Annotated in this window: 17 protein-coding genes and 1 other RNA gene; 6 read left to right on the top strand and 12 right to left on the bottom strand. The window is 65.0% G+C overall.

Going from position 1 to position 19,029, the window contains the following annotated elements; all coding sequences use genetic code 11:
• Positions 1-22: 22 nt before the first annotated feature.
• The 7 genes from lon to ACSH0F_RS09965 all read right to left on the bottom strand — a co-directional run bounded on the left by lon (position 23) and on the right by ACSH0F_RS09965 (position 8,900).
• Positions 23-2,416, bottom strand: a complete 2,394-nt coding sequence (gene lon, locus ACSH0F_RS09935; protein ID WP_435202343.1) for an endopeptidase La — start codon at positions 2,414-2,416, stop codon at positions 23-25.
• 130 nt (positions 2,417-2,546) lie between these two features.
• A complete protein-coding gene (locus tag ACSH0F_RS09940; RefSeq protein ID WP_305933467.1) occupies positions 2,547-2,876 on the bottom strand; it encodes a YbaB/EbfC family nucleoid-associated protein in 330 nt (109 codons plus the stop codon).
• A gap of 7 nt (positions 2,877-2,883) precedes the next feature.
• Positions 2,884-4,725: a DNA polymerase III subunit gamma/tau gene (locus ACSH0F_RS09945; protein ID WP_435202345.1), complete on the bottom strand. Its 1,842-nt coding sequence runs from the start codon at positions 4,723-4,725 to the stop codon at positions 2,884-2,886.
• A gap of 93 nt (positions 4,726-4,818) precedes the next feature.
• An RNA gene (gene ffs, locus ACSH0F_RS09950) (signal recognition particle sRNA small type) lies at positions 4,819-4,913 on the bottom strand.
• 34 nt (positions 4,914-4,947) lie between these two features.
• Positions 4,948-5,226, bottom strand: a complete 279-nt coding sequence (locus ACSH0F_RS09955; RefSeq protein WP_435202347.1) for an ETC complex I subunit — start codon at positions 5,224-5,226, stop codon at positions 4,948-4,950.
• A gap of 116 nt (positions 5,227-5,342) precedes the next feature.
• Positions 5,343-7,814 (bottom strand): ATP-dependent helicase HrpB, encoded by a 2,472-nt coding sequence (hrpB, locus tag ACSH0F_RS09960; RefSeq protein WP_435203151.1) that lies wholly within the window; start codon positions 7,812-7,814, stop codon positions 5,343-5,345.
• Between the two features lie 69 nt (positions 7,815-7,883).
• Positions 7,884-8,900 carry a polyprenyl synthetase family protein gene (locus ACSH0F_RS09965; RefSeq protein ID WP_435202349.1) on the bottom strand — a complete coding sequence of 339 codons (1,017 nt, stop codon included), beginning with the start codon at positions 8,898-8,900 and terminating at the stop codon, positions 7,884-7,886.
• Between the two features lie 67 nt (positions 8,901-8,967).
• Here ACSH0F_RS09965 and ACSH0F_RS09970 point away from each other — a divergent pair, with 67 nt between their 5' ends.
• Positions 8,968-9,276, top strand: a complete 309-nt coding sequence (locus ACSH0F_RS09970; RefSeq protein WP_435203153.1) for a chorismate mutase — start codon at positions 8,968-8,970, stop codon at positions 9,274-9,276.
• On the opposite strand, the gene ACSH0F_RS09975 is transcribed toward ACSH0F_RS09970, so the two are convergent.
• The 4 genes from ACSH0F_RS09975 to ACSH0F_RS09990 all read right to left on the bottom strand — a co-directional run bounded on the left by ACSH0F_RS09975 (position 9,273) and on the right by ACSH0F_RS09990 (position 12,586).
• A complete protein-coding gene (locus ACSH0F_RS09975) occupies positions 9,273-10,751 on the bottom strand; it encodes an ATP-binding protein (protein WP_435202351.1) in 1,479 nt (492 codons plus the stop codon). The genes ACSH0F_RS09970 and ACSH0F_RS09975 overlap by 4 nt on opposite strands.
• Positions 10,702-11,379, bottom strand: coding sequence for a response regulator transcription factor (locus tag ACSH0F_RS09980; protein WP_278327142.1), 678 nt, complete (start codon positions 11,377-11,379; stop codon positions 10,702-10,704). Before ACSH0F_RS09980 ends, ACSH0F_RS09975 begins: the two co-directional genes overlap by 50 nt.
• Before the next feature lie 97 nt (positions 11,380-11,476).
• Positions 11,477-11,779 (bottom strand): PepSY domain-containing protein, encoded by a 303-nt coding sequence (locus ACSH0F_RS09985; RefSeq protein WP_435202354.1) that lies wholly within the window; start codon positions 11,777-11,779, stop codon positions 11,477-11,479.
• 72 nt (positions 11,780-11,851) lie between these two features.
• On the bottom strand, positions 11,852-12,586 hold the full coding sequence (locus ACSH0F_RS09990; RefSeq protein WP_435202356.1) for an SIMPL domain-containing protein: 735 nt from the start codon (positions 12,584-12,586) through the stop codon (positions 11,852-11,854).
• A gap of 142 nt (positions 12,587-12,728) precedes the next feature.
• On the opposite strand from ACSH0F_RS09990, the gene ACSH0F_RS09995 reads away from it, so the two are divergent.
• The 3 genes from ACSH0F_RS09995 to ACSH0F_RS10005 are packed head-to-tail and all read left to right on the top strand — an operon-like array spanning position 12,729 to position 16,714.
• A complete protein-coding gene (locus ACSH0F_RS09995) occupies positions 12,729-14,294 on the top strand; it encodes an amidohydrolase family protein (RefSeq protein WP_435202358.1) in 1,566 nt (521 codons plus the stop codon).
• Positions 14,295-14,336: 42 nt separating this feature from the next.
• Positions 14,337-16,139: an ABC-F family ATP-binding cassette domain-containing protein gene (locus tag ACSH0F_RS10000; RefSeq protein WP_435202360.1), complete on the top strand. Its 1,803-nt coding sequence runs from the start codon at positions 14,337-14,339 to the stop codon at positions 16,137-16,139.
• Complete coding sequence (locus tag ACSH0F_RS10005; protein ID WP_435202362.1) at positions 16,136-16,714, top strand: uracil-DNA glycosylase family protein; 579 nt, start codon at positions 16,136-16,138, stop codon at positions 16,712-16,714. The genes ACSH0F_RS10000 and ACSH0F_RS10005 overlap by 4 nt, the downstream gene beginning before the upstream one ends.
• Here the strand turns inward: ACSH0F_RS10005 and ACSH0F_RS10010 are convergent.
• Entirely contained in the window at positions 16,699-17,172 is a 474-nt protein-coding gene (locus ACSH0F_RS10010; protein ID WP_435202364.1) for a DUF6456 domain-containing protein, read from the bottom strand. The two genes, ACSH0F_RS10005 and ACSH0F_RS10010, sit on opposite strands and share 16 nt — an antisense overlap.
• An 89-nt stretch (positions 17,173-17,261) precedes the next feature.
• Between ACSH0F_RS10010 and ACSH0F_RS10015 the strand changes: the two genes are divergently transcribed.
• On the top strand, positions 17,262-17,834 hold the full coding sequence (locus ACSH0F_RS10015) for a helix-turn-helix domain-containing protein (protein WP_435202366.1): 573 nt from the start codon (positions 17,262-17,264) through the stop codon (positions 17,832-17,834).
• Positions 17,831-19,021, top strand: coding sequence for a glycosyltransferase (locus ACSH0F_RS10020; RefSeq protein WP_435202368.1), 1,191 nt, complete (start codon positions 17,831-17,833; stop codon positions 19,019-19,021). The genes ACSH0F_RS10015 and ACSH0F_RS10020 overlap by 4 nt, the downstream gene beginning before the upstream one ends.
• Positions 19,022-19,029 lie beyond the last annotated feature (8 nt).

The raw sequence follows: 19,029 nt of genomic DNA on the forward strand, positions 1-19,029 counted from the left end.
CTGCGACGCAATATATCTTTTGTTAGTGTGCCGTCGCGGAGGGGCCGCCGTTCTGACCATGGTCGGGCTGGCTGGCGAGATCGTCGGCTTCGGACCATTCGATCGGTTCGGGCAGCTCGCAAAGAGCATGCGCAAGGACCTCGTCGACATGGCGCACCGGAACGATCTCGAGACCTTCCTTCACATTATCGGGAATTTCCGCGAGGTCCTTAACATTCTCTTCCGGGATCAACACTTTCTTGATCCCGCCGCGGAGTGCTGCGAGCAGCTTCTCCTTGAGGCCACCGATGGCGAGCACCCGACCGCGCAGCGTGACCTCGCCCGTCATCGCGACATCTGCCCGCACGGGAATGCCCGACAGCGTCGAGACGATCGAGGTGACCATGCCGACACCGGCGCTTGGCCCGTCCTTCGGCACCGCGCCTTCGGGCAAGTGGATGTGGATGTTGCGGCGCTGGAAGAGGCTCGGGCGGATGCCGTAATGTGGCGCCCTTGCCTTCACGAAGCTGAAGGCTGCAGCGACGCTCTCGTTCATAACGTCGCCGAGCTTGCCGGTCGTCTTGACCTCGCCCTTGCCCGGCGTGGTGACGCTTTCGATGGTCAGCAGCTCGCCGCCGACTTCGGTCCACGCCAGACCGGTCACGGCACCGACCTGCGGCTCGTCCTCACTCATGCCATGCTTGAACTTGCGGACCCCGGCAAAGTCGCTGAGGTTGTCCGGTGTAATGGTAACGCTTTCCGCCTTGCCCTCGAGGATCTTGCGCAGGCTCTTGCGCGCAAGCCGCGCCAGTTCGCGTTCCAGCGTGCGGACGCCGGCTTCGCGCGTGTAATAGCGGATGAGATCGCGCAGGCCGTCTTCGGTCAGCTCGAACTCGTCGTCCTTGAGCCCGTGATCCTTGACCTGTTTCGGCAGGAGGTGGCGCGTTGCAATCTCTACCTTCTCGTCTTCCGTATAGCCTTCCAGCCGAATGATCTCCATCCGGTCGAGCAGCGGTTGCGGCAGGTTGAGGCTGTTCGCCGTGGTCACGAACATGATGTCCGACAGGTCGAGATCGAGCTCCAGATAATGGTCCTGGAACTTGCTGTTCTGTTCCGGGTCGAGCACTTCGAGCAGGGCCGAGGCCGGGTCCCCGCGGAAATCCTGACCAAGCTTGTCGATCTCGTCGAGTAGGAACAGCGGATTGATCTTGCCGGCTTTCTTGAGATTGCTGACGATCTTACCCGGCAGCGAGCCGATATAGGTACGCCTGTGGCCGCGGATTTCCGCTTCGTCGCGCACGCCGCCCAGCGACTGCCGGACGAATTCGCGGCCTGTAGCCTTGGCGATCGATTTGCCGAGGCTGGTCTTGCCGACACCCGGCGGGCCGACGAGGCACAGGATCGGCCCCTTCAGCTTCCGCGTGCGCGCCTGCACGGCGAGATATTCGATGATCCGGTCCTTGACCTTCTCGAGGCCGTAGTGATCGGCATCGAGGACCTTCTGGGCCTCGCCGATATCTTTCTTGACCTTGCTTTTCTTGCCCCAGGGCAGGCCGAGCAGCACGTCGAGATAATTGCGGATCACGGTCGCTTCCGCGCTCATCGGCTGCATGCTCTTGAGCTTCTTAAGCTCGCTCTCGGCCTTCTCGCGCGCTTCCTTCGACAGCTTGGTCTTGCCGATCTTCTCGGTAAGTTCGGCGATCTCGTTGCCGCCATCCTCGTCGCCATCGCCCAGCTCGTTCTGGATCGCCTTGAGCTGTTCGTTGAGGTAATATTCGCGCTGGGTCTTCTCCATCTGGCGCTTCACGCGGCCGCGGATGCGCCGCTCCACCTGCAGCACCGACAGCTCGCCTTCCATGAAGGACATGACCATTTCGAGGCGCTTCAGCGGGTCGTGCTCGACCAGCAGGGCCTGCTTGTCCGAAACCTTGGCGTTGACGGCGGCGGCGATCGTGTCGGCCAGTTCGCCGGCGTCGTCGATGTCGGCCAGCTGGTCGGCAGCGTCCTCGCCGATCTTCTTGTTGAGCTTGGCATATTCGCCGAATTGTTCGACAACCTGGCGCATCATGGCCATAACTTCGCTGCCCGAGGCTGTCATCGAATCGCGCGAGGAAACCTCGGCAATCACGTGATCCTCCTGCTCCACTAGGGCGTCGAGTGTCGCCCGGCGCGTACCTTCGACAAGGACCCGCACTGTCCCGTCGGGCAGCTTCAGCAATTGCAGCACCTGCGCCACCACGCCGACCTCGTAGAGATCGCTGCGCTCGGGATCGTCGCAGCCCGGATCGAGCTGGGCGAGCAGGAAGATGTCCTTCGACCCTTCCATCGCAACTTCGAGCGCCGCGACCGATTTGTCGCGGCCGACGAACAGCGGCACGACCATACCGGGAAACACCACGATGTCGCGCAGGGGGAGGAGGGGAAATGCGTTGCTCATAGAAATATTCCGTCATGTGGCCGAAGCCGTTCTGAGGGAATATGGTGACGCATCCGCCCTTTCGCAACGCAGCGCAGGCAGAAGTGTGTGGACGGCAGAGCCCGTCTTGCGCAGGCTCCGCCGAGCCGAATTACATTCCGGGAAGCTTCATGCCCGGCGGAAGGCCCATGCCCTGCTGGACCTTGGCCATTTCCTCGCCAGAAACGCGGTCCGCCTTGTCGCGCGCGTCGTTGAACGCAGCGGCCACCAGGTCCTCGACCATCTGCTTTTCTTCCGGCTTCATCATGCTTTCGTCGATCGTCACGCCGATGATCCGGCCCCGGGCCGTGGCGCGGACCTTGACGAGACCGCCGCCAGCCGCGCCCTCGACTTCGATTTCGTCGAGCTTCGCCTGCGTTTCGTTCATCTGCTTCTGGATCGTCTCGGCGGCCTTCTGCGCCTGAGCCAGCATTTCTTCCATATCCATCTTACGCGTTCCTACTCCAGGGTATTTCGCGCCGCGAGGGGGGAGCGGCGCCGTCTTCGATCAGTTCGGCATCGGGAAATGCCTCGAATGCGGCCTTTACCAGAGGATGCGCGCGAAGTGCAGCCGCGTCCGCATCGCGCTGTGCGATTTCCTGCTCGACCAGCGAGGGAGTGCCCTCTCCGCCAGGCACTTCCTCGACGTCCCAGCGCTTGCCAGTGTGGCGGAACAGCGTGTCCTTGACGATCGGCAGGATTTCGTCACCGAATTTCGCATCGCGGCCATAGCGTAGCATACCGTCGCCGAGTTCTACCACGCGGACCTGCAGGCGCAGGACATTGGCTTCCTGCATCATCCCGCTCGCGTCGATCGCCTCGACCAAGGCACGCCAGTCCGGCCTCGCTACGGCGCTCGGCGCAGTTTGCTCGGACGCGGAGGAAGGGTTCGAGGTCGTAGCCGGTGCGCGCTCCGCCAGCGTTTCTAGCTTCTTCGCGAGCTTGCCCGGATCGGGCATCTGTCCGGCATGGAGGACGCGCAGCAGTGCCATCCGCAGCGAGACTAGCGGATCAGGCGCAAGGCGAACTTCTTCATGCCCTTTCAGCAGCAACTGCCACAGGCGGTGAACCTGCCCGACATCGAGCCGGGTGGCCCACTCACCCAGCGCTTCGCGCTCGTCCTGTGAAGCGCCCTCGGCGTCCCCGCCCGACACCTGCGCCAAGGCAATCCGGTGCGCGAGATCCATCTGCGCGCGCATCAGCGCCAGCGGCTCGACGCCCAGCGCGTATTGTTCGTCGATGGCCGCAAGCAGCGCAGAGCCATCGCCTTCAAGCATGTGCCCAAAGAGCCGGCGCTGGGCGGATTTGTCAGCGAGCCCGAGCATGTCGCGCACTCGCTCGGCTGAGACCTTGCCCTCGGTGTCGAGATCGGCATGGGCAATCGCCTGGTCGAGGATCGACAGCCCGTCGCGCACGGAACCTTCGGCGGCGCCGGCGATGATGTGCAACGCCTCCTCGTCGGCTTCGACGCCTTCCTTGCGGCAGATCTCGGCAAAGTGCGACTGGAGCAGTTCCACCGGAATCCGGCGCAAGTCGAAGCGCTGGGTCCGGCTGAGAACGGTAACGGGAAGCTTTTCCACCTCGGTGGTCGCGAAGAGGAACTTTACATGCGCGGGCGGCTCCTCAAGTGTCTTGAGCAAGGCATTGAACGCATTGCGCGAAAGCATGTGAACTTCGTCGATAATGTAGATCTTGTAGCGCGCCGACACCGCCGCATAGCGCACCGCCTCGATGATCTCGCGCACGTCGTCGACGCCGGTGTGGCTGGCGGCATCCATCTCGATCACATCGATGTGGCGGCCTTCCGCAATTGCACGACACGGCTCGCATTCGCCGCAGGGGCTGATCGTCGGCCCGCCCTGCCCGTCGGGACCGACGCAGTTGAGCGCCTTGGCGATCAGGCGCGCAGTCGAGGTCTTCCCCACCCCGCGAACGCCGGTCATCAGGAAGGCATGCGCCAGCCGGTCGCGCGCGATGGCATTGGCCAGCGTGCGTACCATGGCATCCTGCCCGATCAACTCGGCGAAGGTCTGCGGGCGATATTTGCGAGCAAGGACGCGATAGGGCTGCTGCGCGGTCGTGGCGGGAGGCGCGGCGCGAGTTTCGGCGGGAGGGGGCGCCGCGACCGGCGCGGGAGCGGCCGCCACCTCTGCGGGAGGGGCCGGATCCGCTACCGCGTCACCGAACATCGAATTCTGCCCCGCGGCTTCCAGTTCGGCAGCGCTCGGCGCGGCCTCTTCGGCCTCGCTTTCCCATGGCAGCGAGTCGGAATTGTCCGGTGAATCACCCATGCGACATTAGGTAGGCACTGACGCGCCGAATGTCATGCAGACATCTCATCCAACATGTGGGTGAATAGGAGCGGTCCCGATCGTAGCTCCTTACAAGAAGGAGCCGGGCGACCCGCCGCAATTCACCTGGGCTGCTTCCTTCCGGACCTGACCCGGTGAGCGAACGCAAACGTCCACCCGACTCCCGGCGCGCCATATGGCGGCGCTTGCCGGAGAAATCAACTACCTGAAATTGTCGGCGTAGGCTTGCAGCTTGAGGCTCTTGGGGGGCGTGGCGTGAACGCGGGCGGTGATGCCGTATTTTTCAGCGTAGGCCTTGGCCACATCCTTGCTCGGGAAGGTCAGCTGCACCTGCGCCTGCGTATCGCCGCTGCCGGTCCAGCCCATCAGCGGATCGGGGCGGCGCGCTTCGGACTGCTCGAATTCGAGCACCCATTCGTCCACCCGGGCCTTGCCGGACTGCATTGCGCTCTTGGGTCGCTGGTAGATACGTGCTGCCATTCTTTTTGTCCCTCAGACGCCGGGCGGTGGCCATCCGGCCACCTTGGCTTCCTCGCATTGGCTCGGGCGGGCGGTCGCCCTTGCCTCCCGCTGTGCGGTCGGAAATGCCCTCTAATTCAGCCGCCGGATTTTTGGAAGGCGTTCTTGGTCTTCAAACTCGGCTTTTCCGTCCAGGGTTCCTCGGGCCAGCGGTGCTTGGGATAGCGGCCCTTCATGTCCTTGCGAACATCCGCCCAGCTGCCGCGCCAGAAGCCCGGCAGGTCGCGCGTCGCCTGGATCGGGCGGGCGGCGGGGCTGGTCAGCTTGAGCAGCAGCGGCGTCTCGCCGATCATCGGGTGGCGGTCGAGGCCGAACAGGGCCTGCACCCGCACCTCGACACTCGGCGCGTCGTCGCCGGTATAGTCGATCGGGTGGTGCGTGCCCGCAGGCGACACGAACTCGCGCGGGGCCAGCCGATCGAGCGCCTGCCGCGCATCCCAGTCGAGCTGGCCGAGAAGCGCATCGGTGACCTTGCCTTTCGGAGCCGCAAGATCGCGCCTTCCGGCCAGCAGCGGCGCAAGCCAGAGCCCGGCGGTTTCGGCCAGCCGCTCCGGTGCCAGTGCATCGATCCCGGCGTAGTCCGCCCGCGCCAACAGCGCCTGCGGAATGAGTTGTGCCGGGTTTTCCAGCGCTTTTTCCACAAGCATGTCCACAATTGCGCCCTCATCGGGCTCGGGATTCGGCCCCTTGGAGAGGAGTATCGCACCCAGCCGCCGTTCGCTCAGCGTTTCGACCCGCTGGCCGGTCCAGCGCAAAACCGCGCGCCGCTCGATCCGGTCGGCGAACCATTCTTCCACTTCTGCAATGTCGAGCGACGCGGCGGAGGTGATACGCGCGCCCTTGGCCTGACCTTGTGCATCGCCGATGGCGAGGAATTCGGCGCGGGCCAGCGGCGATGCCGGATCGAGCTGGAAGCCGCGTCCACCCGCTGCGATCCACTGCTCGCCCGACGCATCGCGCCGCTTCGCAAGAAACTGGGGCCGACCTGCGGCGAGGATGACACCTGTGGATGGTTCGCCCGTGCCCTCCCTATCGACCAGCTTGCGTGCCGTGTTCGCCCAACGCTCAGCAAGCTTGCGGCTTGCCTGTGCGCGCTGGCTGCGATCGCCGTTCCAGCGAGACAGCCGCGCTTCGACATCCTCGCCGCGCCCGCCAATTCCGCGTTCCTGCAACAGCAGGGCAATCTGCGCTGCCGTCCCCGCCGCACCGTGCCGCGCCCCGAACAGGACCATCGCCGCGCTCTGCGGATCGAGCGGAAGTTGTGCGAGCCTCTCGCCCAGCGGCGTGATGCGCCCATCCCCGTCGAGCGCGCCAAGCGCGATAAGCCTCTCGCGCGCCGCGGCAACCGATGGTTCGGGCGGGCTGTCGAGCCACGCGAGCGTCCCTGGATCGGTCGTCCCCCAGCGCGCCAGGCCGAGCACCAGCGGCGCGAGATCGCTTGTCGTGATCTCCGGCGGATCGTAGGCGGGTCGCCCGGCATGACCGCCCTGCTTCCATAGGCGATAAGCCACGCCCGGCCCCTGCCGTGCGGCTCGTCCCGCCCGCTGAGTCGCGGCAGCCTGGCTGGCGCGGTGGGTGACAAGATGCGTCGTTCCCGCGGCCCGGTCGAACTCGGCGCGGCGCGAAAGGCCGGAATCGACCACGACCGAAACGCCGTCCAGCGTGAGCGATGTTTCCGCAATCGCCGTCGCCAGCACGATGCGCCTGCGCCCCTCAGGATCGCGGCGGATGGCGGTGCGCTGGTCGGCCGGCTGCACTTGACCGTGCAACGGAAGGACCAGTGCCGTCGGCAGCCGCTCTTCCAACCGCTCGCGGGTCCGCTCGATTTCGCCGACGCCCGGCAGGAAGGCGAGGATGTCGCCATCCTCCTCGCGCCAGGCAATTGCGATGGCTGCCGTCATGGCGTCCTCGATCCGCGCCTGAGGGGAAGAGCCGAGCCAGCGAATGTCGAGCGGATGGGCTCGGCCCTCGCTCTCGATCACCGGCGCATCGCTGCCGAGCAGCTCCCCGAAGCGCGCACCGTCGATGGTAGCCGACATCACCAGCACGCGAAGGTCTTCGCGCAGCACGGCACGACTTTCGAGCGCCAGCGCCAAGCCGAGCTCGCTGTCGAGATGCCGCTCATGCGCCTCGTCGAACAGGACGGCGGAGATGCCGTCCAGCTCGGCATCGGCCAGGATCATATTCACGAAAATCACCTCTGTGACCACCAGCACGCGGGTCTTCGCCGAACGCTTGCTGTCGAGGCGGGTGATGTAGCCGATGGTCTCGCCCGGCTTCTCGCCGAGCGCTTCCGCCATCCGCTCGGCCGCTGCGCGCGCTGCCACACGGCGGGGCGAGGTCAGGACCACAGTGCCGCTGCACCAGTCCTCGCCGATCAACGCCGGGGCAACTGCGGTGGTCTTGCCAGCGCCCGGCGGCGCTACCAATACGGCGGCGGTGCCCTGGCTTAGTGCAACGAGGACATCAGGCAGAACGGTTTGGATGGGAAGGGAGTCAGAGCGCTCCTCTCCCGTTTGCCCTGAGCTTGTCGAAGGGCTGTCCTTCACTTCATCCGCCACGCTGAAAGTAAGTACGGGGCTTCGACAAGCTCAGCCCGAACGGAGGCCAGACATTGCCTAATATCCCCGCGCCACCGCGAACAGCGCAGCCTCGGTCATCGCGCGGCGGGCCTGGCCGTCGGGAAAGATCGAGAGCGCATCGATCGCGCGCTGCGCGAAATGGCGGGCGCGCAGCTTGGTGTCGGCAACCGCGTCATGTTTATCGATCAGCGCGATGGCATGGTCGAGATCCTCGTCCGACGTTTTGAAGCCGCCGATCGCCAGCTTCCAGAAGGCGCGCTCTTCCTCGTCGCCGCGCGCATAGGCGAGGATCACCGGCAGCGTCATCTTGCCTTCGCGAAAGTCGTCCCCCCGGTCCTTGCCCATGGCAGCTGCATTGGAATCGTAGTCGAGCGCATCGTCGACCAGCTGGAATGCCACGCCCAGATTGCGGCCATATTCGTCGAGCGCCTGCTCCTGCTCCTCGTTGCATTCGGCCACTACGGCGGCGATGCGGCTGGCAGCGGCGAATAGCGCGGCGGTCTTGGCGCGGATGATGTGGAGGTAGCGTTCCTCGCTGGTGTCGATCTTGCGCTGGGCGGTCAGCTGGTCGACCTCGCCCTCGGCAATGATCGCCGAAGCGCCGGAGAGGATCTTGAGCACCTTCAGGCTGCCGTCTTCCGTCATCAGCTCGAACGAACGGCTGAACAGGAAATCGCCGACCAGCACGGTGGCAGGATTGCCGAAGATGATGTTGGCCGCCGCCTTGCCGCGCCTGAGATCGCTGCCATCGACGACATCGTCATGCAGCAACGTCGCCGTGTGGATGAACTCGACCGCCGCGGCGAGCTTGTGGTGGCGCGTGCCGCTGTAACCCACCAGCTCGGCGGCGGCGAGCGTCAGCATCGGGCGAAGGCGCTTGCCACCGCCCGAGATCAGATGCCCCGCCAGCGCCGGGATCAGCGGCACTTCGCTCTGCATCCGGTCGAGGATGACCTGATTGACCTGATTCATGCCCTGCGCTGTCAGCGCGAGCATCGGTTCGATCGAGCCCTCGGGCTGTCGGCGCGGCAATTGTACGACGTCGGCTGTCATTTCGGCTTGGCCATGCTCTTGCTATGCTTTCTTGGCAAGAGAACGATTGGCGTTAATCTGGCAAATGATGACGCAGGACGTGCACCAATCGGGATCGGAAGACGCGACGCTGGCGGGCTTCCGCAAGAGCATCGACAATATCGATGCCGCGCTGGTTCACATGCTCGCCGAACGGTTCCGCATTACGCAGGCGGTGGGCGAGTACAAGGCGAAGACCGCCCTGCCCCCTGCCGATCCGGGCCGCGAGAAAGAACAGATCGCGCGGCTGCGGCGGCTAGCCGAGGAAAGCGAGCTCGATCCCGAATTCAGCGAGAAATTCCTGCGCTTCATCATCGATGAAGTAATCCGCCACCACGAACAGGCGCGGGACAGCTAGATACCGGCGCGCGGCAGGGTAAGCTTCACCAGCAGGCCGCCCAAATCCTCGCTTTCGTCCAGTTCGACCGATCCGCCGTAGATTTCCGCGACATCGCGCACGATCGCGAGGCCGAGGCCGGTGCCGGGCTTGCCCGTGTCCAGCCGCGCGCCGCGGTCGAAGATTCGGCTGCGTTCGCTTTCGGGAATGCCCCTGCCGTCGTCCTCGACCCAAATGGTGCAGCACTCTGCCTCTGGTTCAGCATCGATGGTCACGAATACGCTCCCGCCGCCGTATTTGGCGGCGTTCTCGATCAGGTTGCCGAGGATTTCGTCGAGGTCCTGACGTTCTATCGAAACAGCGGCTAGCTTGTTGCCGTCGAGGTCGAAGCGGGCGTCTTCGTAAATGCGCGTGACGGCGCGCAGGACGCTTTCGGCGCTTGGCCAGACGTCGGCACGGCTATGCCCCGAAGCGCGGCGGCCGACTGCGCGGGCGCGAGCGAGGTGGTGCTCGACATGGCGCTGCATCGTCTTCGTTTCGCGGAACACGAGGCTGGCGAGCTTCGGATCGCGGGCCGTCGCCGCATTGGTCAGCACGGTCAGCGGAGTCTTGAGCGCATGGGCGAGATTGCCGGCATGCATGCGCGCTTCCTCGGCCTGCCTTTCGGTGTGGGCGAGCAGCGCGTTGATTTCCTCGACCAGCGGTTCGACCTCGAGCGGCAGCGGCTCGGTAATGCGATTGCTGCCCTGGCTGCGCATGGACTGGATCGCCGCGCGCACCCTGCGCAAGGGCGAAAGGCCGTAATAGCTCTGCACCATCGCCATCGCCATCAGGCCGAGTGCGAGCAGGGCGAAGCTCCAGATCAGGATCGAGCGGATACGGCTGATTTGGAAATCCAGTTCCTCGCGCGCCGAGGCGACGGCGAAGGTCCAGCGCGTGTCGCTGTCGGGCAGCAGCACGGTGCGCTCCACGATGCGCAGCGGTTCGGCGTCGAACTGGGCGGAATCGTAGAAATGCGGCTCCATATCGAGATGGTCGGCCTGAAGTTCGAGCTGCGTGTCCCACAGCGAGCGCGACGGTGTGTCGAGCTGCCCTGCCCCGCTGATCTGCCAGTAAAGGCCGCTGTTGGGCTCGAGGAATCGCGGCTCGCCCAAAGGACGGTTGAAATACACCTCGCCATCCGGGCCGATCTCCGCCGTGACGATCATCGCGTTGAGGAGATATTCGAGCTGATCGTCGAAATTGCTTTCGACCATGCGAGCCAGCGTACGATCGAGCGCAAAGCCGCCGCCGAGCAGCAGAACGCCGATCCACAGCGCGGCGATCGCCATCATGCGCGCGGCGAGGCTGCGGCGCGCAGGCTTGGGTGTGTCTATCGTGACGGGCGCGTCCGCGGGCTCGCCAGCCCGCGCGGCATGCGCCTCGCTTCCCGAAGGAGCGTCGGCGTCAGGCGCGCGGCTGGTCGGCGGGATCGTCGAGGCTGTAACCGAGTCCACGGATGGTCGTGATGACTTCCGCACCCAGCTTCTTGCGGATGCGGGTGACGAAGACCTCGATCGTATTCGAATCGCGGTCGAAATCCTGATCGTAGATATGCTCGATCAGTTCGGTGCGGCTGACCACCTTGCCCTTGTGGTGCATGAGGTAGCTCAGCAGCTTGTATTCCTGCGCGGTCAGCTTGACCGGCTCTCCCGCCAGGGTGACGCGGCCCGATCGTGTGTCGAGACGGACGTCGCCCGCCGTCAGTTCGGACGAGGTATTGCCCGAGGCACGGCGAATGAGCGCGCGCAGTCGGGCGATCAGCTCTTCGGTCTGGAACGGCTTGGCGAGGTAATCGTCCGCGCCCGCATCGAGGCCGGCAACCTTGTCGCTCCAGCTATCGCGCGCGGTGAGCACCAGGACGGGAAAATCGCGCCCTTCCTTGCGCCACATGCCGAGCACCGTAAGCCCGTCGATCTCCGGCAAGCCCAAGTCGAGGATCACGGCGTCGTAATCCTCCGTGCTGCCGAGGAAATGGCCATCCTCGCCATCGGCCGAGAGGTCGACGGCGTAGCCGTTCTGCTCCAGCGTCGATTTCAATTGCTGGCCGAGCGTGGGCTCGTCTTCGACAATCAGGATTCTCATGAAGGCTTTGTCCCTGTTTCGTTGCGACGCGTGTCGTTCATGTAGATGAACGCGTCAACCTGAACGGGGTTTCTGCGCATGAAAATCGGATCCGGGTTCAGCGACTGCGACGCAGGATACGGCCGGTTCGCGCGTCGACATCGACGAAGATCACGCGGCCCTTCTTAATGAACTTGAGGCGATAGGCCTTGGCCGTCGGATCATAAGCCGGGCCGAGATATTCGGCATCGCCCATAGTCGGCACCACGCGGCGTTCGATATCGCGCAGCTTCAGCGCATTGCCCGCGCTCATCTCGCGGCGTGCTTCGCCCTGCTCGCTACGCTGCGCGAAGGCAGGCGCAGAGGCGATCGGACCGGCCACGAGGCCGGCTGCGAGGATCGAGGCGAGGAAGCGTTTCATGATGCGATCCTGCTTAAGCCTATCCCATTGAACAAGGTGTGAATGTTCGCTCTCACCCGAGTTCAGGCCGGATCAGCGGGTCATTTCATAGGTCAATGCGATGCCTACTCCAGTCGAGACGACGCCAGGTGCGACCGGCGGCGGTGGTGCCGCAGCCATGCGCGAGCCGGACACCAGGATCGCTTCGTCCTTGGCCATCGAGCCGCTCGACCCACGGATCGCTTCGGCAACTTGCAGCAGGCGAACGCCCGAATATCCTGCCAGCCGCGCGTATTCCTCTGCCTGCGCACGGCCGCGCTCCAGCGCATTGCTCCGCGCCTGCGCCTTGGCCGCCTCGTCGTCCTCAATGGAGAACTGCGGCCCGTTGATATTCGTCGCACCCGCTTCGACCATCGCGTCCAGCACCTCGCCCACACGGTCGAGATCGCGCAGCTTCACCGTCACCTGATTGCTGGCCTGGTATCCGAGGAAGCGCGGCGGCTGATCGCCGCGATTGTTGTAGTCGTAACGCGGGTTCAGATTGATGCTCGCCGTCTGGATATCGCGTGCCGGGATGCCGAGCGCGCGGATCAGCGCGACCAGCCGCTCCATTTCCGCAGAATTGCGCCGCAGCGCCTCCACCGCCGTGTCCGCGTCGGTCTGCACGCCGGTCGAGATCGTCGCCATGTCGGGCTCGACCTCGATCTGCTCGAACACCGACAATTCGATCACCGGGTTCTGCGTGGTGATCTGAACCTCCGCAGCCTGCACCGGAGCGGCGACGGTGGTGGCGGTTGCGGCGAGCAAAGCTATGGCGAGACGTTTCATCGGCGGATCTCCTTAATAAGCGCGCATGGTCGGCCCGTCCTTGTTACAGCTGACTGAACGAGCGGTTCCCCGCCGTATATCGACGCACGCTTCACAGCCATGTGCTCCTGATCTAGGGCGCAGGACAGGCAGGGAGATTTCGATGACATTCCGCAAACTGGCACTCGCGGCGCTGCTGGCGCTCGCCCCGGCAGCCCTATCCGCGCAACAGATGGATGCCGTGCCCGACCGCGCGGCCGGCGAAGGCGAAGGGCCGTTCCCGCGCATGCTTATCGCGGGTGCAACCGTGATCGAGGGCAGCGGCGCGCCGCCGGCCGGGCCGATCGACATTCTCGTCGAGAACAACCGCATCGCCGCGCTCTATCCCGGCGGCGCGCCTGCCAATGTCCGCAGCTCGGCCAGCAAGGTTGTCGAGGCGGGAGGCATGTACGTCCTCCCCGGTTTCGTCGACACGCATGGGCACAATGGCGATTCGTCGAAAGCCAACCAGCCGTCCTACGGTTACAAGCTGTGGCTTGCTCACGGAGTGACCATGGTGCGCGGGGTCAGTTTCTATTTCGGCCCGAACCAGCCCGACCTGACCGACACCGCGCGCAGCGCGGCAAACACGATCGCCGCCCCGCGGCTGATCCCCTATGCCGTGTTCGGCGACAAATGGTCGCGCGGCGCGCCCGACACGCCTGCCAAGGCGCGCGAATGGGTCCGCTGGGCCAAGGCGCAGGGCTATTGGGGCATCAAGTTCTTTAACTCCGCTACTCCCGATGTGCTGGAGGCCGCGCTGGACGAGGCGGAGACGCAGCAGATGGGAACCGTTGCCCACCTCGCGCAGACCGGCGTCGCCGAAATGACCGCCGCCGAAGCTGTCGATCTCGGCCTCGACGGGGTTACGCATTTCTACGGCCATTTCGAAAGCCTGCTGAAAGACGGCGCGCTTCCCTACTACCCCGAAGACTACAATTATTTCGACGAGCAATCGCGCTTCGGCTGGGTCGCACGGCTGGCTCCGCAAGCGGTCAAACCGGGCAGCGAGGAATGGGACGCCTATGTCGATGCGCTGGTTGAAAGCGGAGTGACGTTGAGTCCCACCTTCAACATCTATTCCGCCAGCCGCGACGTGATGGCAGCCAAGAACCGAGACTGGCATGCGCGCTACAGTCTGCCGTCGCTGATGGATTTCTATGCCCCCAGCGCCACCAATCACGGCAGCTATTACAAGGACTGGAGCACCGAGGACGAGGTCGCCTGGCGCAATTTCTATGACAAGTGGTTCCAGCTGACGAAAGACTTCCACCGGAAGGGCGGCCGCGTAACCGCCGGCTCGGACCCCGGCTATATCTACCAGACCTGGGGTTTCGCTTATATCGGTGAGCTGGAAATGCTGCGCGAGGCGGGGCTTGCGCCGCTGGAGGTAATCCGCGCCGCGACGCTGGATGGCGCGCGCGAAATCTTCGAGCCGCGCGGCGTCGAGCCGCCGATGGGCCGTATCGCAGTGGGCCAGCTGGCAGATCTCGTGATCGTGCCGGAAAATCCGCTCGCCAATTTCAAGGTGCTGTACGGCACCGGCCATACGCGGCTGAATTACGAGACCGGCGCGATCGAACAGGTCGGCGGGGTGCGCTGGACCGTCAAGGACGGGATCGTCTACGACGCGCCCAGGCTGCTCGAGAGCGTCGCCGCGATGGTCGAGGCGCAGAAGGCGGCGCGCTAACCGCTTGCAGCATCGGGGCCGCGCGCCTACCTCGCGCGGCCTATGGCACAGCCCCCGATCCTCAGCCTCGAAGGCATGGCCCTGCAGCAGGGCGGCAAATGGCTGTTCGGCGGTCCCGACCACGACGCGCTCGACCTCCACATCGGCCCGCGTGACCGGCTCGCGCTGATCGGCCGCAACGGCGTCGGCAAGACGACGCTGTTCCGCATGATCGACGGTCAGATCGAGACCGATGCGGGAGAGCGCAAGATCAAGCCCGGCACGCGGATCGTGCTGCTGGAACAGGACCCGGACCTCTCCGGCCATGCGACGTTGATGGAGTGGGCGCTCGACGGCACGCACGCGCCGCAGGAACACGAGGTGGAGGCCATCGCCGGCCAGCTCGGCATCGACATGAGCCGCGAAACCAAGGGCGCCAGCGGCGGCGAGAAACGCCGTGCCGCCATCGCCCGCGCGTTGGCGCAGGACCCCGACCTGCTGCTGATGGACGAGCCGACCAACCATCTGGACCTCGGCGCGATCGACTGGCTCGAAGGCTGGCTCGACCGCTACAAGGGCGCCTTCGTCGTCATCAGCCACGACCGGACTTTTTTGAAGCGCCTGACCCGCGCGACCATCTGGCTCGACCGCGGCAGCCTGCGCCGCAAGGAAGTCGGCTTCGGCGGGTACGAGGCTTGGGAAGAACAGGTCTATGCCGAGGAAGCGCGCGCGGCGGAAAAGCTCGATGCCAAGCTGAAGCTGGAGGCGCACTGGCTCGAACGTGGCGTGACCGCGCGGCGCAAACGCAACCAGGGGCGACTGGAAAAGCTGTGGCAGATGCGCGCCGAGCGGGCTTCGATGATTTCGGCGGGCGGAACGGCCAAGCTGAAGCTGGCGACCGAGGAGGACTTCAAATCGAAGTCGGTCATAGTCGCGGAAAATATCACCAAGAGCTATGACGATCGTACGATCATCAAGCCCTTCAGCCTGCGCATCCAGCGCGGCGACCGGATCGGTATTGTCGGCGCAAACGGCGCAGGCAAGACGACCTTGCTCAAGATGCTCACCGGCGAGTTGGAGCCCGACAGCGGCACGGTGGAGATCGCCAAGACGCTGACCGGCGTGATGATCGACCAGCAGCGCCAATTGCTGACCGCCGACAAGACGGTGCGTCAGGTGCTGGCCGAAGGCGGCGACTGGATCGACGTGCGCGGCAATCGCAAGCATGTGCAGGGCTATCTCAAGGAGTTCCTGTTCGATCCCAAGATCGTCGACATGAAGGTCGCTGTGCTGTCGGGCGGCGAACGCAGCCGGTTGCTGCTGGCGCGCGAATTCGCCAAGGCCTCGAACCTGCTGGTGCTGGACGAGCCGACCAACGATCTCGACCTCGAAACGCTCGATCTGCTGCAGGAAGTGATTGCCGATTACGAAGGCACGGTGCTGATCGTCAGCCACGACCGCGACTTCCTCGACCGCACGGTGACGGTGACGCTGGGCTTCGACGGGACGGGCCGCGTCGATGTGGTCGCGGGCGGATACGAGGACTGGCAGGCGAAGCGGCAGAAGCCGGTCGAGAGCAAGGCGAAATCCGACAAGTCGGAGAGCGCGCCGCCCCCTCCCCCGCCGCAGAAACCGACAAAACTGAGCTACAAGGACCAGCGCGACTTCGAGCAACTGCCCGCGCGGATCGAGCAACTGGAAGCCGCCATTGCCAAGGGTGAGACGATCCTCTCCGACCCCGACCTCTACACTTCCGACCCGCAGCGTTTCGCGACCATCTCGCGAGGCATCGAGAATGCGCGGACCGAGAAGGATGCCGCGGAAGAACGCTGGCTGACGCTGGCCGAGCAGGTCGAGGCGATGTGAGCGCACGGGCACTCAAACGCGAAATCCGCGGCTGCACGCTGTGCGCGGAGCACCTTCCACTCGGCCCCAAACCCATCGTCCAGTTCAGCGAGACAAGCCGCGTCGTCGTGATCGGGCAGGCACCCGGGCGGATCACGCACCAGACAGGCCTCGCCTTCGACGACAAGTCCGGGCACCGGCTGGCAGAATGGCTCGGCGTGGATTTCGATACGCTGCATGATCCCGCGCACTTTGCCATCGTTTCGATGGGCTTTTGCTATCCCGGCAAGGCGAGCGGAGGCGACAAGCCGCCCCGCCCTGAATGCGCGCCGACCTGGCACGAGCGAGTTTGGCACGAGTTGCCCGCCGACCGCCTGACCCTACTCGTCGGCACCTACGCCCAGCGCGCCTATCTGCCCGAGACAAAGAGCTGGACCATGCTCGAGCGCATACGGCGCCGGCGCGATTTCCTTCCGCACATCCTGCCCCTCCCCCACCCTGCTTGGCGCAGCACGCTGTTCATGCGCGACAACCCGTGGTTCGAAGCGGAAGTGCTCCCCGCGCTGCGCCGCGAAGTCGCTCAGCGTATCCGGTAGAAGTCCGCTACCCGATCGAGCGCGAGCCTAAGCACCAGCTTGCCGCTGCGCGCCGGCCATTCGAGTGCCTTTTCCGCATCGGGCAGCCCCTCGCAGGCGCAGGCGACGCGCCAGAGGATATCCTTCAGCCCCGGCTCCGCTTCCGCCATCGCGCCGTCGAAGCGCGACTTCGCCGATAACTGCCGCTCCGATGGCGTCAAGCCGTCGCCACCGCCGCCGTCGACACGCACCGGATCCCAGCGCATGGTCACCGACGGCGAAAGCTGCGCGCGCTCGTAATCCGCGCGGAGCCGCTCGCCCGCATCGAATTGTCGGTCGGATAGATGGCCACGCGAATGCAGCCAGGTCAGCGGTGATTCTGCGAGGTTCACGGTGACACTGCGACGGCGGACGCGCGTGCCGCCTGTTCGGCGCGGCCCCTCGGATGTGAGTACGCGTTCGACGAGTTTGCGGGGCATCGGGTTCTCCTGTGGTTGGAAAAACCGCTTGCGTCGAAGAGGTTCGTGTAGGAAAGTCGAAAAACCAAATCGGTTATCGGGACCAGGCGATGATCAACCGCATTCGCGACATTCGCAAGCAGAAGGGCATGACCCTCGCCGACCTCGCGGCAGCCTGCGATCCGCCTACGACCCCGCAGACCGTCGGGCGGTTAGAGACGGGGATGCGCAACCTTTCCATCAAGTGGATGGACCGTATCGCCGCCGCTCTCGATGTCGACCCGGAGCTGCTGGTCCGCTCCGAGAAGGCAGCGCAGCCCCAGATCGTGGCGTCACTCGAGAAAACCGGACCCGAAGCGCTCGCTTCACCGCGCGACGCAATCCTCGCTACCGATCTGGGCAGCGAAGGTGCGCTCATGGTGCTCGACATCGCCTACCCCCATGGCGAATACCGACCCGGCGACCAGCTATGGCTGCGCCAGCTCGACCCGTCCGAGGCCTCCCGCGCGATCAATCGCGATGTGCTGGTGCCCAAGAAGGGCGGCCGCTTCGCCTTCGGGCGGCTGATCGACCGACAGGGCAATCTGCTCGGCGTACTGCCCCCGGGACAGGGGCAAAAACAGGACGTCATCAAGGACGCGCCCTGGATTGCCGTGGCCGAAATGCTGGTCCGCAAGCTGTGAGTGTCATCAAGACCCGCCGGGTTCTCTCGCTCTCGACCCTGTTCCCCAACGCCGCCCAGCCCCGCTTCGGTATCTTCGTCGCGAAATCGCTCGAAGCCCTGCAGCGCGACACGCATTGGGACGTCACGCTCGTCAACCCGATCGGACTGCCGCCAGTCGTATTCGGCCATTATCGCGACCTGCGCAAAGCTGCCGTCGACAGCCAAGAGTTCGGTCTGTCCGTCCATCGCCCCACCTTCCGGCTCATCGCCAAGGTCGGCGGACGGCTCAACCCCGCAAGCATCGCCCGCGCCGTCTTGCCGCTGGTAGAGCGGCTCCATCGCGAAAATCCGTTCGATCTGGTCGATGCGCAATTCTTCTATCCCGACGGGCCGGCGGCGATGGCAATTGCCGAAGCGCTGGGCCTGCCCTTCACCGTGAAGGCGCGCGGGGCGGATATCCATTACTGGGGCTCGCGCAATTACGGGCGCAAGGCGCTGCTCGAGACCGGAAAGCGTGCAACAGGCCTGCTCGCGGTGTGCGAGGCGCTGGCCGACGATATGGCGTCTTTGGGCATGCAGCGCGAGTCGATTGCGATCCACTATACGGGTCTCGACCGCGATCTGTTTCGGCCGCTGGGCCATACGGGGCTGCGGCGTACGATCGCTGGGACCTACGGCTTTCCCTACGATCCGGAGGAGCGGCTGCTAGTCACCGTCGGCGCGCTGATCGAGCGCAAGGGTCAACGCATCGTGATGAAAGCGATGGGCGATCTGCCCGACGCGCGGCTCCTGCTGGTCGGCAAGGGCGAGGAGGAAGATTGCCTCAGAAAGCTCGCGGGCGAGCTCGGCATTGCCGACCGGGTGCATTTCCTCGGCAGCCAGCCGCCGTCGAGCCTGCCGCCGATCCTGTCGGCAGCCGACGCCATGGTGCTGCCGTCGAGCAGCGAGGGGCTGGCGAACGCCTGGATTGAGGCGCTCGCCTGCGGCACGCCGCTGGTGATCACCGATGCCGGAGGCGCGCGCGAGGTGGTGCAATCGCCCGATGCGGGGGTGATTGTCGCCCGCACACCCCGTGCCGTGCGCGAAGGCATCCATCGCGTTCTCGATCGGCCGCGCGATCCGCAAAAGGTTGCGCAGACGGTCGAGAATTTCAGCTGGGAGGCCAATGGCAAGGCCTTGGCCGCCTATTACGATACGCTGGTCTAGCCCCGCAC

The organism is Qipengyuania sp. 902 (assembly GCF_051195295.1).
Lineage (GTDB): Bacteria > Pseudomonadota > Alphaproteobacteria > Sphingomonadales > Sphingomonadaceae > Qipengyuania.

Coding starts and splice junctions, on each gene's coding strand:
- ACSH0F_RS09965 (WP_435202349.1), bottom strand. CDS start 8,900: ATGACAGCCGACGTCGTACAATTGCCGCGCCGACAGCCCGAGGGCTCG.
- lon (WP_435202343.1), bottom strand. CDS start 2,416: ATGAGCAACGCATTTCCCCTCCTCCCCCTGCGCGACATCGTGGTGTTT.
- ACSH0F_RS10015 (WP_435202366.1), top strand. CDS start 17,262: ATGATCAACCGCATTCGCGACATTCGCAAGCAGAAGGGCATGACCCTC.
- ACSH0F_RS09940 (WP_305933467.1), bottom strand. CDS start 2,876: ATGGAAGAAATGCTGGCTCAGGCGCAGAAGGCCGCCGAGACGATCCAG.
- ACSH0F_RS09970 (WP_435203153.1), top strand. CDS start 8,968: ATGACGCAGGACGTGCACCAATCGGGATCGGAAGACGCGACGCTGGCG.
- ACSH0F_RS10000 (WP_435202360.1), top strand. CDS start 14,337: ATGGCACAGCCCCCGATCCTCAGCCTCGAAGGCATGGCCCTGCAGCAG.
- ACSH0F_RS09990 (WP_435202356.1), bottom strand. CDS start 12,586: ATGAAACGTCTCGCCATAGCTTTGCTCGCCGCAACCGCCACCACCGTC.
- ACSH0F_RS09995 (WP_435202358.1), top strand. CDS start 12,729: ATGACATTCCGCAAACTGGCACTCGCGGCGCTGCTGGCGCTCGCCCCG.
- ACSH0F_RS10010 (WP_435202364.1), bottom strand. CDS start 17,172: ATGCCCCGCAAACTCGTCGAACGCGTACTCACATCCGAGGGGCCGCGC.
- ACSH0F_RS09985 (WP_435202354.1), bottom strand. CDS start 11,779: ATGAAACGCTTCCTCGCCTCGATCCTCGCAGCCGGCCTCGTGGCCGGT.
- ACSH0F_RS09955 (WP_435202347.1), bottom strand. CDS start 5,226: ATGGCAGCACGTATCTACCAGCGACCCAAGAGCGCAATGCAGTCCGGC.
- ACSH0F_RS09980 (WP_278327142.1), bottom strand. CDS start 11,379: ATGAGAATCCTGATTGTCGAAGACGAGCCCACGCTCGGCCAGCAATTG.
- ACSH0F_RS09945 (WP_435202345.1), bottom strand. CDS start 4,725: ATGGGTGATTCACCGGACAATTCCGACTCGCTGCCATGGGAAAGCGAG.